At 66.0% G+C, this 14,760-nt stretch carries 14 protein-coding genes; 1 reads left to right on the forward strand and 13 read right to left on the reverse strand.

From position 1 onward, the window contains the following. Positions 1–19: 19 nt before the first annotated feature. From BMW72_RS09775 to hisD, 7 genes are all read right to left on the reverse strand, one after another. A complete protein-coding gene (locus BMW72_RS09775; protein WP_092110035.1) occupies positions 20–829 on the reverse strand; it encodes an ABC transporter permease in 810 nt (269 codons plus the stop codon). Next, positions 826–1,638 carry an ABC transporter permease gene (locus BMW72_RS09780; RefSeq protein WP_241984052.1) on the reverse strand — a complete coding sequence of 271 codons (813 nt, stop codon included), beginning with the start codon at positions 1,636–1,638 and terminating at the stop codon, positions 826–828. The genes BMW72_RS09775 and BMW72_RS09780 overlap by 4 nt, the downstream gene beginning before the upstream one ends. Continuing rightward, positions 1,635–2,447 (reverse strand): ABC transporter ATP-binding protein, encoded by an 813-nt coding sequence (locus BMW72_RS09785; RefSeq protein WP_092110223.1) that lies wholly within the window; start codon positions 2,445–2,447, stop codon positions 1,635–1,637. The genes BMW72_RS09780 and BMW72_RS09785 overlap by 4 nt, the downstream gene beginning before the upstream one ends. 161 nt (positions 2,448–2,608) lie before the next feature. Further along, positions 2,609–3,691 (reverse strand): ABC transporter substrate-binding protein, encoded by a 1,083-nt coding sequence (locus BMW72_RS09790; protein WP_092110038.1) that lies wholly within the window; start codon positions 3,689–3,691, stop codon positions 2,609–2,611. Positions 3,692–3,932: 241 nt separating this feature from the next. Then, positions 3,933–4,967, reverse strand: a complete 1,035-nt coding sequence (locus tag BMW72_RS09795; RefSeq protein WP_092110040.1) for a quinone-dependent dihydroorotate dehydrogenase — start codon at positions 4,965–4,967, stop codon at positions 3,933–3,935. A gap of 12 nt (positions 4,968–4,979) precedes the next feature. Then, positions 4,980–5,507 (reverse strand): transcriptional regulator NrdR, encoded by a 528-nt coding sequence (gene nrdR, locus BMW72_RS09800; RefSeq protein WP_092110042.1) that lies wholly within the window; start codon positions 5,505–5,507, stop codon positions 4,980–4,982. Positions 5,508–5,519: 12 nt separating this feature from the next. After that, positions 5,520–6,833, reverse strand: coding sequence for a histidinol dehydrogenase (gene hisD, locus BMW72_RS09805; RefSeq protein WP_092110043.1), 1,314 nt, complete (start codon positions 6,831–6,833; stop codon positions 5,520–5,522). A gap of 180 nt (positions 6,834–7,013) precedes the next feature. Here hisD and BMW72_RS09810 point away from each other — a divergent pair, with 180 nt between their 5' ends. Next, on the forward strand, positions 7,014–7,535 hold the full coding sequence (locus BMW72_RS09810; protein WP_241984060.1) for a flavin reductase family protein: 522 nt from the start codon (positions 7,014–7,016) through the stop codon (positions 7,533–7,535). A 116-nt stretch (positions 7,536–7,651) separates the two neighbouring features. Here the strand turns inward: BMW72_RS09810 and BMW72_RS09815 are convergent, their stop codons facing one another. The 6 genes from BMW72_RS09815 to BMW72_RS09840 all read right to left on the reverse strand — a co-directional run bounded on the left by BMW72_RS09815 (position 7,652) and on the right by BMW72_RS09840 (position 14,759). Beyond that, positions 7,652–8,434 carry a lysophospholipid acyltransferase family protein gene (locus BMW72_RS09815; protein WP_092110047.1) on the reverse strand — a complete coding sequence of 261 codons (783 nt, stop codon included), beginning with the start codon at positions 8,432–8,434 and terminating at the stop codon, positions 7,652–7,654. A 53-nt stretch (positions 8,435–8,487) separates the two neighbouring features. Continuing rightward, on the reverse strand, positions 8,488–11,955 hold the full coding sequence (dnaE, locus tag BMW72_RS09820; RefSeq protein WP_092110225.1) for a DNA polymerase III subunit alpha: 3,468 nt from the start codon (positions 11,953–11,955) through the stop codon (positions 8,488–8,490). A gap of 108 nt (positions 11,956–12,063) precedes the next feature. Next, on the reverse strand, positions 12,064–13,014 hold the full coding sequence (locus tag BMW72_RS09825) for an RluA family pseudouridine synthase (RefSeq protein WP_092110049.1): 951 nt from the start codon (positions 13,012–13,014) through the stop codon (positions 12,064–12,066). Further along, positions 13,011–13,694, reverse strand: a complete 684-nt coding sequence (lspA, locus tag BMW72_RS09830) for a signal peptidase II (RefSeq protein WP_092110051.1) — start codon at positions 13,692–13,694, stop codon at positions 13,011–13,013. Before lspA ends, BMW72_RS09825 begins: the two co-directional genes overlap by 4 nt. Continuing rightward, positions 13,684–14,307, reverse strand: coding sequence for a DivIVA domain-containing protein (locus BMW72_RS09835; protein WP_092110053.1), 624 nt, complete (start codon positions 14,305–14,307; stop codon positions 13,684–13,686). Before BMW72_RS09835 ends, lspA begins: the two co-directional genes overlap by 11 nt. Positions 14,308–14,465: 158 nt before the next feature. Next, positions 14,466–14,759 carry a YggT family protein gene (locus BMW72_RS09840; protein ID WP_174843182.1) on the reverse strand — a complete coding sequence of 98 codons (294 nt, stop codon included), beginning with the start codon at positions 14,757–14,759 and terminating at the stop codon, positions 14,466–14,468. Position 14,760: the final 1 nt, after the last annotated feature.

The following is a 14,760-nucleotide window of genomic DNA, read 5'->3' on the forward strand; positions in this document are numbered from 1 at the left end:
GACCAATCCCGGGGCTGCGTCAGCCCGCGGTGCTCTGCTCCATGCTCATGCGTCGAAGGACCAGGTTCTCGACCACCTGGGCCAGGCCGTAGAGGGCGAGGGAGACGATGGTGATCACCACGACGGATGCCCACACCTCGGAATTCTGCACCTTCGCGACAGCGGCGACGATGGAGTTTCCGAGTCCCTGGCCGGTCGTGAGCCACTCGGCCAGCAGCGCCCCGGTGATCGCCCCCGGCACCGAGATCTTCACCGCGGCGAAGAAGGATGGCAGCGAACTCGGCAGCGCGACCTTGCGCAGTGTCGTGAACGCGCTGCCGCCGTAGACGGTGATCACGTCGCCGATCTGCGGTGAACTCGAACGCAGCCCGAACGCGATGTTCACGAGTGCCGGGAACAACACGACGATAGCCCCCATCACCACGGCTGTCGTGAGGCCGCGTCCGGTGATGAGGCTGATGATCGGCACGAGGGCCACGAGCGGCACCGATCGCAGCAGCAGGGCGATGGGCATGAGGGCGTGCTCGATGCCCCGCGACAGCGTGAACAGCACGGCGAGGAGCAGGGCGCAGGTGAGACCGGCCACGAAACCGAGAAAAGCGTCGCCGAGGGTCACCACGAGGTTGCCCAGGATGAGGGCCCGATTGTCGGCGGCATCGGGGACCGTCACGAGCCAGGTCCACACGTCGAGGGGTCCCTTGGCCAGGAACGGCGAAATGTCGAGCAGCAGGAGCAGGCCCTGCCAGGCGACCAGAACCAGCACCAGGGTGATGAGTCCGGTTCGCAGGCCGCGCGCGACCGTTATGAGAGCTATCCGGGTAAAGCTCATCGATTGTTCCGTCCGGTCGTCCACGGTGTCGCGAACCGCAGCACGACGGCGAAGATCGCGTAGCCGAGCCCCGCGGTGACGCCGGCGACGAGCGCGAGGCTCCACACGCGGTCCACGTTGGCCGTTGACCCGGCCACGAGCATGGCGATGCCCAGCCCGCGGCTGACCCCGCCGAGGTACTCCCCCAGGATGGCCCCGATGAAGGCGGCCGGCGCGGCGACCTGCAGGGCGGTCAGCACACTGGGCAGCCCGGCGATGAGGCGCACCTTGCGCAGTTGGGTGAATCTGCTGCCGCCGTAGACGGTGATGAGGTCGAGGCTGGCGGCATCCGCTGCCTTGAGGCCGACGAGCGACCCGATGACCGTGGTGAAGAACACCGATATGGCGGCAAGAAAGACCGCCGTTCCGGCCGGGTCGCCCGCGCTCGGCGCCCCGATCACGATGTAGGCGATCGGGCCGATTGCCACGATCGGAATGCAATAGGTGATGACGGCGACCTGCATCGCAATCTTTTCGATGCGTGGCAGCAGCAGAACGAGCGCGGCGAGGGCCAGTGCCAACCCGTTACCCCAGGCGAAGCCGATGAGCGCTTCCAGTATGGTGACGCTGACGTGGGGCAGGTAGAACGCCGGCCCGTCGCTGACGAGCTGCACGAGCACATCGAGCGGGGTCGGTACCGCGCCGCCGGGCATCGAGCCGACGTCGGCGAACACGGTGACGGCTCCGATCCACCACAGGGCCACGACGATCGCGGCCCCGATCAGGCCGGTCGCCCAGGCGGGCAGGGCGCGCAGCTGATTGCGGATCACCGGTCGTCGCCCGAGGCGGCGGCATCGCTGAACAGCAGGTCGGAGGCGCGGTCGTGCAGGGCGTGGAATTCGGGTGACCGCATCATCTCGGGCAGCCGGGGCCGCGGGAGGTCGACGTCGATGACTTCCTTGACCCGGCCGGGGCGGGCGCTCATGACCGCGACGTGGTCGGAGAGGAAGATGGCCTCGGCGATGCCGTGGGTGACCATGAGGGTCGTGGCGGGCTTCTGCGTCCAGATACGCAGCAGCTCGAGGTTGAGCCGCTGCCTGGTCATATCGTCGAGGGCGCCGAAGGGTTCGTCGAGCAGCAGCACCGAGGGCTTGAGTACGAGTGACCTGGCAATCGACACCCGTTGCTTCATGCCGCCGGACAGCTGGGCGGGCTTGGCCTTCTCGAATCCCTGCAGGCCGACGAGGGCGATCAGTTCATCGATGTACGCCTCGTCGACGGGAACGCGGGCGACCTCGAACGGGAGGCGGATGTTGGCGCGCACACTGCGCCAGGGCAGCAGGGCGGAGTCTTGAAAGGCGATGCCGAGCTGATGTCCCTGCCGCAGTTGCTGCGGGCTCTTGCCATCGACCCGGGTGGTGCCGCTCGTAGGCGCTTCCAGGCCGGCCAGAATGCGCAGGATGGTGGATTTGCCGCAGCCGGACGGCCCGAGGAGCGACAGGAAGCTGCCCTTGTCGGTGTGCAGGTTGGCGTTGTCGAGGGCGACGACCTCTTTGCGCCCCACCGGGAACACCTTGTGCAACCCGGAGATGTGCAGACCCGTGCCACCGGTCTGGCCAGCGGTGTCCTGGTCGACCACCGCGTCGCGAACGCCGGCATCAGTACTACTCACGTGGTTCGCTCCTCAGCGCTGGCGGGTCTGCGGGAATATTTTTGGGCAGGTGACCAGTTTAGGTTCCGGCCGGGCATCCGCTGGAACGCTCGAGGCGTTCCAGCGGATGCCCGGCCAGGGTTCTGCTGCTACTTGCTGTAGGCGAGCAGGTCGGGGTTTTCGGCATAGACCTCGTCGAGCAGGGTCATGTCGAACAGCTGGCTGGCCGTGATCGTGAGGCCGGTCGCTGCGAGCGTGTCGATGCTCTGCTGCTGCAGCTCGGAGCTGATCGAGAACAGTCCGTTGGCGAGCGTGTCTGCGCTCACGACGAGATCGACGGACTGGATCTCGGCCTGGCGGGTCTCCTTCTCGATCGTGAGGTCGAAGGTGGGCCCGTAGGTGTCAACCGTGAGTTTGGCGGCGGCTTCGGGGTCGTTGATCGCGTCGGTCCACCCGCGAATCTCGGCCACCAGCAGGGCCTTGAGCTTATCCCGGTCGTTTTCGATCGCGTCGTCGGTGACCGTGAGGGTCTCGGCCACGAAGGGCAGGCCGAAGTCGGCCAGCGGCAGGTTGACCGGGTCGAGTCCGAGCAGTTCCGCGTCGATGGATTCATTGGTGAGGTAGGAGAACCAGCCGTCGACCTCCCCGTTGAACAGTGGGGTCGGGTCGTACTGCACCGGAAGGGTGGTCAGTGAGTCCTCATCGATGTCGTTGATCTCGAGGAAGGCCTCCCAGAGGCTGAGGTTGCTGGCCTGCACGCCGATGGTCTTGCCCTTCAGATCGTCGAGGGCCGCGATGTTGCCCTTATCGGCCAGCGAAAGAATGGTGAAAGGGTTCTTCTGGTAGGTCGCACCGATGATCTTCAACGGGGCACCCTCATTGGCGATGATGGTGCCGGTCGAGATTGCGTTGCCGATACCCATGTCGACGTTGCCCGAGATGACCGCAGCTTCGATCGAGGCGGGCCCTTCGATCATGTCGACGGAGTCGAAGCCGGCCTCGGTGAAGTATCCGTTCTCGTCGGCGAGGTATTCGCCCATGAACTCGGCGTTTTTGATCCAGCTGAACTGAACGCTCGCATCCCCGAATGATGCGGCTTCGTTTGCCCCGGCCTCTTCCGTGTCGCTGCCCGCGCACGCGGCCAGGGAGAGCGTCAGGACGGCTGCGATAGCGACGCCGCGCACCACCCGGGTCGCCGATCGACGACTGAACAAGCCTCTGGATGGTGTCATTGCGGGATTCCTCTCGTGCGTGCACGGCGCTGCGGGGATGCAGCTGCTGTGGGGGGTGAACCGCCGGTCTGCGGATGCTGTCGAGCCGTACGACGGGCCCGGAAGTGGCAGTTTAGGCGTGGCATGTATCGGTTCCAGTTCGACTTTGTTTCGAACGGATGTCCAGAATGGGAGGGAACCCTCCGCTGACGGCATGCGCAGCTCGGCCGGCCTGCAGCCCGGTGGCTCGTGGCCGGATTCGTCAGCGGGCGGAGCGCAGACGGTCGAGCCCGCGATTGATTTGGCGAGCCCAGAGCGGACCACGGTAGAGGAATGCCGTATAGCCCTGCACGAGGGTGGCTCCCGCCGCGAGACGTTCGGCCACCTGCTCGGCCGTGTCCACACCGCCGACAGAGATGACGCAGAATTCAGCGGGCACGACGGCGCGAATCTGCTGCAGAACGGCGAGCGACCGGGCGTGCAGCGGGGCGCCGGACAAGCCGCCGGCTCCGGCGGCGGCGATGGTGGCGGCATCCGTTTTCAGGCCGCTGCGCGAAAGAGTGGTGTTGGTGGCGATGATGCCGTCGAGGCCGAGCTCAACGGCGAGAGCCGCGATGCGTGTAACTTCCACATCCTCGAGGTCGGGGGCGATCTTCACGAGCAACGGGGTGGCGCCGGCGGCGCCCTTGACCGCGGTCAGCAGCGGTGCGAGCTGGTCGAGTTCCTGTAGTCCACGCAGGCCTGGGGTGTTGGGTGAACTCACGTTGACCACGAGGTAGTCGGCCACGGGGGCAAGGATCTGCGCGCTGCGCAGGTAGTCGGCCGTGGCGTTCTCGACGGCGGTGACGCGGCTCTTGCCGATATTGATGCCGAGCACCGGGCGTCCGGCCACGGTGCGCACCCGGGTCAGCCGGGCGACAGCGGCGTCGGCCCCGTGGTTGTTGAAGCCCATGCGATTGACGACCGCGCGGTCGGCCACGAAGCGAAACAAACGCGGGGTGGGGTTACCGGGCTGGGCCAGCGCGGTGAGCGTGCCCACCTCGACATGACCGAAACCCAACTGGCCGAGGCCGAGCACGGCCTCGCCGTCCTTGTCGAAACCGGCCGCGACGCCAAACGGCGACGAGAAATGCAGGCCGAGGGTGTTCACGCTGAGGTCGGTGCGAGGGCGGGTGAACCGGTGCACGAGACGCCCGAGTCCCAGAGTCGGCAGCAGCCGAATGACGGTGAAGGCGAGGTGGTGGGCGCGCTCCGGATCGATCCGGGTGAGCACGAGCTTGAAGAACAGCGGATACATCGGGCCCTACGCCTACGCTTTCGGGGTGCTGGTGGCGGTGGGAATGGTGCCGGCCGAAGCGGCATCCGCGGTCGTGCGGGTCTTGGAACGATTGCTGTGCTCGGTGCGCAGCTGGGTGATGGCGCTCTCGAAATCGTCGAGGGAATCGAAGCCCTGGTAGACGCTCGCGAACCGCAGGTAGGCGACCTCATCGAGGTCACGCAGCGGCGGCAGGATGGCCAGGCCGATGTCGTTGGCGTCGACCTGGGAAGCACCGGTCTGGCGGATGGTTTCCTCGACCTTCTGGGCCAGCATGGCCAGATCGGAGTCGGTGACGGGCCGCCCCTGGCAGGCCTTGCGCACGCCGGAGACGATCTTCTCGCGGCTGAACGGTTCGACCACGCCGCTGCGCTTGATGATGTTCAGGCTCGCCGTTTCGGTAGTGCTGAACCGGCGCCCGCATTCGGGGCACTGCCGACGGCGGCGAATGGACAGTCCGTCGTCGCTCGTACGCGAGTCGACGACTCGGGAATCTGGATGGCGACAGAACGGGCAGAACATGGTGCTGCCAGCCTAGCGGTCGGCGGCGAACCGGGCCGTGACGGCGTCGCCGTGCGCCGGCAGGGCCTCGGCGTTGGAGAGGGCGGCAATGTGGCCGGCGACACCCTGCAACGCCTCGCGACTGTAGCGCACGACCTGCTGCGGTCGCAGAAAGGTGTAGGCGCCGAGGCCGGAGGAGAACCGGGCCTGTCCCCCGGTGGGAAGCACGTGGTTGGAACCGGCGACATAGTCGCCGAGGCTCACCGGAGAATACGGCCCGAGGAAGATGGCCCCGGCGTTCTCGATCGTTTCGAGCACCGCGTCGGGATCGCTCGTCTGAATCTCGAGGTGCTCCGGCCCGAAGGCATTGCTGAACGCGGCCGCGACCTGCAGGTTGTCGACGAGTACGATCGCGGACTGGCGTCCGCGCAGAGCAACGCTCACCCGTTCGCTGTGGGTAGTGGATGCCGCCAGCACGATCAGTCGCGCCGCGACGGCGTCGGCGAGTTCGGGTGAATCCGTCACCAGCACGGCGGCGGCGAGTTCGTCGTGCTCGGCCTGGCTGACCAGGTCGGCGGCGATCAGCAGCGGGTCGGCGTCAGCATCCGCTATCACGAGGATGTCGGTGGGACCGGCCTCGGAATCGATGCCGGCCTGCCCTCGAATGAGTCGTTTGGCGGCGGCGACGTAGACGTTACCGGGGCCGGTGACGATCTGCACCGGCTCGAGGCCGATATCGTCGACACCGTAGGCGAGGGCGCCGATGGCTCCGGCGCCGCCCATCGCGTAGATCTCGTCGACACCGAGCAGACCGGCGACGGCGAGGATGGTGGGGTGCACGCGACCGTCAAAGTGGCTCTGCGGCGGCGAGGCGAGCGCGATCGACCGCACCCCGGAGACCTGAGCCGGCACGACGTTCATGACGACGCTCGAGGGGTAGACGGCCTTGCCGCCGGGAACGTAGAGGCCGACCCGATTCACCGGCTGCCAGCGCTGGGTGACGGTGGCCCCGGCTTCGATCGTGGTGGTCACGTGCGCGGGCACCTGCGCCGCGCTGGCCAGGCGCACCCGGCGGATGGTCTCGGTGATCGCGGTGCGCACGGCCGGGTCGAGTGCGGCGACCGCGTCGATGATGTGGCTCGCGGGTACTCGCACCTGGCCGGGGCGCACCCGGTCGAGGCGCTCGGCCTGGTCGAGCAGGGCCACTCCGCCGCGCTCACGCACGTCGGCGATGAGCTCGGCCGCGATATCGGAGGCGACGGCGACGCTGGTCAGGGCGCGCGGAACGGAAGCCAGAAGCTCGGCCGGTGTCGGCTCGCTCCCGCGAAGGTCAATAGTCTGAATCATCGTGCCCCAGCCTATCCGTGAACCCGCGTCACAATCCGCGCGCGGGAATAGGCTGATGCTGAAAGAGATTGTTGGTTGAGTATGCAAAGAAACGTTGAACCCTCCGTAACCCCCGTGCCCGCCGTCACCGCTGTGCCCGTATTGCCTGTGCCCGCCGTCGCGACCGGGCCCGCGATCGCCCTGCCCGCAGCGCCCCGGCTCGACGCCGATCCCAACGCTCCCGACGACCTGGCCGCGTTCAAGCACGCCTTTCGCCGCCATGCCGCCGGCGTCGCGGCGATAACGACCCTCGCGCCCGATGGCACCCCGGTCGGCTTCACGGCCACCTCCCTGGCGTCACTGTCCGCGGTTCCCCCCCTCGCCACGTTCAACATGGCCAGGTCGGCGAGTTCCTGGACGGCGATCGCCGCCGCCGACCGCGTGGTCATCCACATGCTCGGTGCCCACAATCGCCGCGTCGCCGAGAAACTCGCCGGCCCGCACGCCGACCGATTCGTCGGCGAGCACTGGCAGCCGGGACCCTACGGGCTCCCGGTGTTGCACGGCGTCACCAGCTGGATGATCGGCCGCATCGTGGAACGGGTGTCGGTGCACAACAACGCCGTGGTCGTCGTGCAGATCGAGGGCGGCGGCATGGGCACCGACGATGAGGCACTGCTCTACCACGAGCGCACCTACCGGGTACCGGGCTTCGCCGTCTAACTCGTCTCGGGCGCACCGAGGTGCCAACTTCGGCCCCCTGGCGGGCCGTCAAGGGGCCAAAAGTGGCAGCTCGCTGCGGTCGGCGCCCAGGGTGCGGGCCACGTTGAGCCGCGAGGCTACTTCTCCGCAGCCGACTTCGCGGCAGCCTTGCGGCGGCGACGCTCGGCTTCGGCGATCGCAGCCTGTTCGGGGGTCGGCGCGGTGCCGCCGAGGTGCGCGGGTTGCCACCACTGGCCGGCGCCCGGCACCGGGTACTCCGTCTGCACCGCGTCGACGAGGCGCTGCAGGGTGTCGTGCAGCCTCAGCGTGGCCGCAGCGACGTCGTCCACGGCGGCAGCGGCATCCGCTCGGATGGGCTCACCAAAACGGATGCTGACCGGCACGCCCATGCGCTCCCGCAGACGCGACCGGTGGTTCTTGGTCATCAGCCGGTGCCCGCCCCACACGGCGACCGGGATGATCGGTACGTTCGCGGCCTGCGCCATGCGCACCGCGCCCGACTTGAGTTCGCGCACGGTGAACGAGGCGTTGACGCCGCCCTCGGGGAACACACCGAGCAGTTCACCGCTGACCAGGGCCGTCACGGCCTGGGCGTAGGCTTCGTGACCGCTGTCCATGTCGACCGAGATGTGTTTCATGCCGCGCAGCAGGGGTCCGACCAGTGGCTGGTCGAAGGCACCCTTCTTGGCCATGAAACGGATGTGCCGCCGGTTGTGCCGCCAGGTGACCCACTCGACCAGGGCGAAGTCGAGATAGCCGAAGTGGGTGATGGCGAGCACGGCGCCGCCTGAGACCGGCAGGCGTTCGAGACCGGTCACGGCCGGGCGCACCCGGAGCACGCCGAACAGGGCGCGACCGGCCCCGATGGCGACCTGGTAGATCGGCTCTCGCTTGTGCATGCTTCCAGCCTAGGCGGGAGTCCTGTCAGTAATCTGCGGCCAGGGCTGAAGAATTAGGTGAGGCAGTTGGGGCCGAGGATGCTTTTGAGCTCGCCGAACAGGTCGGCGCTCACCTTCACCCGGTACGGCAGCTCGAATACCCGCGCCACATCGTTCTTGACCAGTTTGAGGCGCACCTCGGCCTCGCCGGCGTGGCGCTTGAGGATCTCGCCGAGCGCACTCACCGTGTCGGTGGTCGCCCTGGCCTCCCCCACCGTGATCGAGACCATGCTCTGGTCAGAGCCCTGGCCGAGCTCGGGCTGGAACACACTGAACGCATGCAGGTTCATTCCGTCGTCGCGCAGGCTGACGCGGCCGCGCACGACCACGACCGAGTCGCTGATCAGTTCCGGCGCGAACTCGAGGTAGGCCTTGCCCATGAACATGGCGGTGATCTCCCCGCCGAAGTCCTCAACCTGGATCATGCCGTATTGGTTGCCGGACTTCTTGGCGATGCGGTGCTGCACGCTCGTGATCAGGCCGGCCACGGTGACCGTGTCGCCGTCTTCGGTCGATTCCGACGCGATCAGGTCCGCGATGGTGGTGCTGGCATGCTTGGCGAGCGGAATCTCCAGCCCGGCAAGCGGATGGTCGGACACGTACAGCCCGAGCATGTCGCGTTCGTAGGCGAGTTTCTCTTTCTTGCTCCACTCCGGTCGGTCCGGCACCTGCTCGGTGTCCTGCGGTTCGTCGAACAGGCTGTCGAAGTCGAACCCGATATTGCCGTTGCTCTCTTCCCGTTTGATCTTCACGGCCGACTCGACGGCGGATTCGTGAATCTCAACCATGCCGCGCCGGGTGGCGCCGAGCGAGTCGAAGGCCCCGGCCTTGACGAGCGATTCGATGGTGCGCTTGTTGGCGACAGGCAGGGGCACCTTGCGCAGAAAGTCGTGGAAGGACTCGAAGCGCCCCTTTTCTTCGCGGGCTCCGCGAATGGCCTCGACCACGTTGAAGCCGACGTTACGCACGGCACCGAGACCGAAACGGATGTCGGTGCCCACCGCCGCGAAGAATCCGATCGACTCGTTCACGTCGGGCGCTAACACCTGGATGCCCATGCGGCGGCACTCGTTGAGGTAGAGCGCGAGCTTGTCGCGGGAGTCACCGACGCTCGTGAGCAGCGCGGCCATATACTCGGCCGGGTACACCGCTTTCAGGTAGGCGGTCCAGTAGGAGAGAACCCCGTAGGCGGCCGAGTGCGCCTTATTGAAGGCGTAGTCGGAGAACGGCAAGAGAATGTTCCAGACCGTGGTGACGGCGTCCATGGAGTAGCCGCGGTCCTGCATGCCCTTCGAGAAACCCTCGAACTGCTTGTCCAGCTCCGACTTCTTCTTCTTACCCATGGCGCGGCGCAGCAGGTCTGCTTCACCGAGCGTGAAGCCGGCGAGCACCTGAGCAATCGACATAACCTGCTCCTGGTACACGATCAGGCCGTAGGTGGTGCCGATGACGTCTTTGAGGGGCTCTTCGAGCTCCTGGTGAATGGGAATGATCTCCTGCACACCGGTCTTGCGCAGCGCATAGTTCGTGTGCGAGTTGGCACCCATGGGCCCGGGACGGTATAGGGCGATGACGGCCGAGATGTCTTCGAAGTTGTCGGGCTTCATGAGCCGCAGCAGGGCTCGCATCGGGCCGCCGTCGAGCTGGAACACGCCGAGCGTGTCGCCGCGAGCAAGCAGTTCATAGGCGGCGGGATCTTCCAGGCCGAGGTCTTCGAGTACGGGCCGGTGACCGCGGTTCACCGCAATGTTGTCGAGGGTGTCGTCGATGATGGTGAGGTTGCGCAGCCCCAAAAAGTCCATCTTGATCAGTCCGAGGGCCTCGGAGGCCGGGTAGTCGAATTGCGTGACGACCTGGCCATCCGCTTCACGCTTCATGATGGGGATGATGTCGATCAAAGGGTCGCTCGACATGATCACACCGGCGGCGTGCACGCCCCACTGACGTTTCAGGTTTTCCAGGCCGAGGGCGGTGTCGAACACGGTTCGGGCTTCGGGGTCGCTCTCGATGACGGCGCGAAAGTCGGCCGCTTCACGGTAGCGCGGGTGGTCCTTGTCGAACATGCCGGTGAGGGGCACGTCCTTTCCCATGATGGCCGGCGGCATGGCCTTGGTGAGCTTGTCGCCCATGCCGAAGGGAAAGCCGAGCACACGCGAGGCGTCTTTCAGGGCCTGCTTGGCCTTGATCGTGCCGTAGGTGACGATCTGGGCGACGCGTTCCTCGCCGTACTTCTCGGTGACGTACTTGATAACCTCACCGCGGCGACGCTCGTCGAAGTCGACGTCGAAGTCGGGCATCGAGACGCGGTCAGGGTTGAGGAACCGTTCGAAGATGAGGCCGTGCACGAGCGGGTCGAGGTCGGTGATACCCATCGCGTAGGCGACCATGGAGCCGGCGCCCGAACCACGGCCGGGACCGACGCGGATACCCTGCTGCTTCGACCACATGATGAAGTCGGCGACGACGAGGAAGTAGCCGGGGAAACCCATCTGCACGATGATGCCGATTTCGTAGTCGGCGCGCGTGCGCACATCGGCGGGGATGCCCTTCGGGTAGCGTTTGGCCAGCCCGATCTCGTTTTCCTTGATGAACCAGCTTTCCTCGTTCTCACCCTCCGGGCAAGGAAAGCGCGGCATGTAGTTGGCTTTGGTGTTGAATTCCACCTCGCAGCGCTCGGCAATGAGCAGGGTGTTGTCGCAGGATTCGGGGTGGTCGCGGAACAGGTGCCGCATCTGCGCCGCGGTCTTCAGGTAGAACTCGTTGGAGTCGAACTTGAACCGGTTCGGGTCGTCCAGGGTCGACGCCGACTGCACGCACAGCAACGCCGCATGGGCGGTGGCGTCGTGGGCGTGGGTGTAGTGCAGGTCGTTGCTGGCCAGCAGCGGAAGGTCGAGCTCCTTGGCCAGTTTCAGCAGGTCGGTCATGGTGCGGCGTTCGATGTCGATGCCGTGGTCCATGATCTCGCAGAAAAAGTTCTCCTTGCCGAAGATGTCCTGAAAGTCCCCGGCGGCCTTCTTCGCCTCGTCGTACTGGCCGAGGCGCAGCCGGGTTTGCACTTCGCCACCGACGCAGCCGGTCGTACCGATCAGGCCCTTCGAATACTGGCTGAGCAGTTCGCGGTCCATGCGCGGTTTGAAGTAGTAGCCCTCAAGGCTCGCCTTCGACGACAGCCGGAACAGGTTGTGCATGCCCGCGGTGTTCTCGGAGAGCAGCGTCATGTGGGTGTATGAGCCGGCGCCACCGACGTCGTCCCGGTTCTGCCCGCTCGTGCCCCACCGCACCCGGGTTTTGTCGCGGCGATCGGTGCCGGGGGTGATATACGCCTCCGTACCGATGATCGGCTTGATGCCGGCGTCGGTCGCACTCTTCCAGAAGTCGAAGGCGCCGAACACGTTGCCGTGGTCGGTGATCGCCACCGCCGGCATCCCCTGCTCGACGGCGGCCTTGATCAGGGGTTTCACCCGGGCGGCTCCGTCGAGCATGGAGTATTCGCTGTGCACGTGCAGGTGCACGAAATTGTCGGTGGCGGTTACCGGGTTACTCACAATGACTCCGACGAGTTGATGAAACGGTTAGGGGCGAGCCCCGGGTCAGTCTCCGCGCAGCACCGCGAGGGCGTGGGTGAGGTCGGCCGGGTAGTCGGCGTTGTAGGTCACCCATTCGTGGCTGTCCGGATGGGTGAAGGCAAGCTGCTTGGCGTGCAGCCACTGCCGCTTCAGCCCGAGCCGGGCGGTGATCGACGGATCGGCGCCGTACATGGCGTCGCCGACGCACGGATGCCGCTGGGCGGTCATGTGCACCCGGATCTGGTGGGTGCGCCCCGTCTCCAGGTGTACCTCGAGCAGGGAACCGTAGGGGAAGGCTTCCAGGGTCTCGTAGTGGGTGATCGAAGGCTTACCGTCGGCCATGACCGCGAACTTCCAATCCGACCGCGGGTGGCGGCCGATCGGCGCATCGATGGTGCCGGTGAGCGGGTCGGGGTGGCCCTGCACGACGGTGTGATAAATCTTCTCGACCTCGCGGTCGTGGAAAGCCTTCTTGAGCGCCGTATAGGCCGTCTCCGACTTGGCGACGACCATGAGGCCGCTCGTGCCCACGTCGAGCCGGTGCACGATGCCGGCACGTTCGGCTGCGCCCGAGGTCGCGATGCGAAAGCCAGCAGCCAACAGGGCGCCGGGCACGGTCGGGCCGGTCCACCCGACGCTCGCATGGGCGGCCACTCCGGCCGGTTTGTTGATGACGATGATGCTCTCGTCGTCGTGCACGACGGTGAGATCAGGGACAGCGATCGGAATGACGCGCAGCGGCTGCTTGGGCTGCCAGGTCACTTCGATCCAGCTGCCGGCTCGCAGGCGATCGGATTTGCCGACGACGGTGCCGTCGAGCACGACGCCGCCGGCCTCGGAGACCTCGGCGGCGAAGCTGCGCGAGAAGCCGAACAGTTTGGCCAGACCGGCGTCTACCCGCACGCCTTCCAAGCCGTCCGGGAGTGGCAGTGATCGCCGTTCCGGGGGGCTGGTCAGGTCGATGGGGCCGTTCATGGCAGAGCCTCAGCGCCGGGTACCTGCCGGTCGCGGGCCGTCGAATCGGGCGTGACAATCTCGCTGGTGCGCGTTTCGGGTGTCACAGCATCCGTTATGAGAGGAGGAGTTTCGAGGGGCATGGCGGTTGCCACCGGCACGGTCGCTGTGGCGGTCTTGCTGACGGCCACGACCTTGTTGCCGTCGAGGCCGATGCCGCGGATGGTCAGGATCATGAAGATGATCATGCTGGTCACGATGGCCATGTCGGCGACGTTGTAGATCGCCGGCAGCAGCCAGGGGGTCGAGATGAAGTCGACCACGTGCCCGACGCCGAAGCCGGGTTCGCGCAGCAGTCGGTCGGTCAGGTTGCCGAGCACACCGCCGAGCAGCAGGCCGAAAACGAGGCCCCAGGCCAGTGAGCGGATGCGCCGGGCGAACCAGATAATGAACACCACGACGGCGGCAGCGATGATCGAGAAGATCCAGGTGGATCCGCTCGCGAGCGAAAACGCCGCGCCCGGGTTCCGAACGAAGTGCAGTTGCAGCACGTCGTTCAGAACCCGAATCACAGAGCCCTCGGTCATCGAGGCGACGACGAGGTACTTGCTGTACTGATCGAGGGCGTAAATGCCCAGCGCGACGAGGGCTAGAACGATAAGCGCTCGCGAACGCTTCTTCGTTCCGGCCCTAGGCTCCAAAGCCCTGGAAGCTGGGCTTCGGCGCGTTGGTGTCGGCCGTGGAGCCCACCGAGCTCGCGTCGAGGTCGTGCAGCTGACCCTCGATGTAGCTCTTGAGCTTCAGGCGGTACTCGCGCTCGAACGTGCGAAGCTCGTCGATCTTGCCTTCGAGCGTGGAGCGCTCCTGGTCGAGCTTCTGCAGCTGAATGCGCTGCTGGGTCTCGGCTTCGGCGATGACGCGTGCCGCAGTGGCGTGGCCTTCGGCGATCAGGGCGTCGCGCTTCTCGGCGCCTTCCTTGACGTGCTCTTCATGCAGGCGGCGAGCCAGCTGCAGCAGGTTGGTCGTGCCGGCCGTCTCGTCGATCGGCGTGAGCGCGGCAACGGGCGCAACCGGAGCGGCGACGGGCTCGACGACGACCGGTTCGGACGGAGCTGCGGCGACCGGGGCGGAATCGGCTGCGGGAGCAGCGCCTCCACCAACCTGGGCACGCAGTTCCTCGTTCTCCTTGGTCAGGCGACGCAGTTCGACGACGACCTCGTCGAGAAAGTCATCGACCTCGTCCTGGTCGTATCCCTCACGGAACTTGGTCGACTGGAACCTTTTGTTGACTACATCTTCCGGAGTTAGCGCCATGGCTTTTCACCCTCAAAACTTGAATTTATTGTGAACATTTGACTGACTTGAGCCGATGAGTGACTCAAGTATTGAAATTGACTACGGGCTGCCGACGAGCGATTGCGGGCTCAGGGCCAACCAGTCATCCGACAAGGATACATGCCCCGGTTGGACGATTACAGTAACCCCGCCAGAGACATTCCGACGATGGTACACAGCATGGTGAGCGTGAAACCGAAATCCAGCGCGATGGGCCCGATGCGAAGCGGCGGGATCAGGCGTCGGAAGAAACGAACCGGCGGATCGGTCAGGGTGTAGACGACCTCAACCGCGACGAGCAGGACGCCCTGCGGACGCCAGGCCCGGTTGACGCCACGCACGAGGTCGATGATGAATCGACCCCACAGCACGAGGAAGTACATGAAGAACAGGAAATAGAGAAGATTTCCCAGGATCGGTATGCCAGTCACA

Origin of the sequence: Cryobacterium luteum (genome assembly GCF_900110125.1) — a bacterium.
Lineage (GTDB): Bacteria > Actinomycetota > Actinomycetes > Actinomycetales > Microbacteriaceae > Cryobacterium > Cryobacterium luteum.

What these genes read in the sequence shown, in the direction of transcription:
- BMW72_RS09775 (WP_092110035.1), bottom strand. Translation starts at nt 829, where the DNA reads ATGAGCTTTACCCGGATAGCTCTCATAACGGTCGCGCGCGGCCTGCGA.
- BMW72_RS09790 (WP_092110038.1), bottom strand. Translation starts at nt 3,691, where the DNA reads ATGACACCATCCAGAGGCTTGTTCAGTCGTCGATCGGCGACCCGGGTG.
- BMW72_RS09795 (WP_092110040.1), bottom strand. Translation starts at nt 4,967, where the DNA reads ATGTATCCGCTGTTCTTCAAGCTCGTGCTCACCCGGATCGATCCGGAG.
- nrdR (WP_092110042.1), bottom strand. Translation starts at nt 5,507, where the DNA reads ATGTTCTGCCCGTTCTGTCGCCATCCAGATTCCCGAGTCGTCGACTCG.
- hisD (WP_092110043.1), bottom strand. Translation starts at nt 6,833, where the DNA reads ATGATTCAGACTATTGACCTTCGCGGGAGCGAGCCGACACCGGCCGAG.
- BMW72_RS09815 (WP_092110047.1), bottom strand. Translation starts at nt 8,434, where the DNA reads ATGCACAAGCGAGAGCCGATCTACCAGGTCGCCATCGGGGCCGGTCGC.
- dnaE (WP_092110225.1), bottom strand. Translation starts at nt 11,955, where the DNA reads ATGCTCGACGGAGCCGCCCGGGTGAAACCCCTGATCAAGGCCGCCGTC.
- BMW72_RS09825 (WP_092110049.1), bottom strand. Translation starts at nt 13,014, where the DNA reads ATGAACGGCCCCATCGACCTGACCAGCCCCCCGGAACGGCGATCACTG.
- BMW72_RS09835 (WP_092110053.1), bottom strand. Translation starts at nt 14,307, where the DNA reads ATGGCGCTAACTCCGGAAGATGTAGTCAACAAAAGGTTCCAGTCGACC.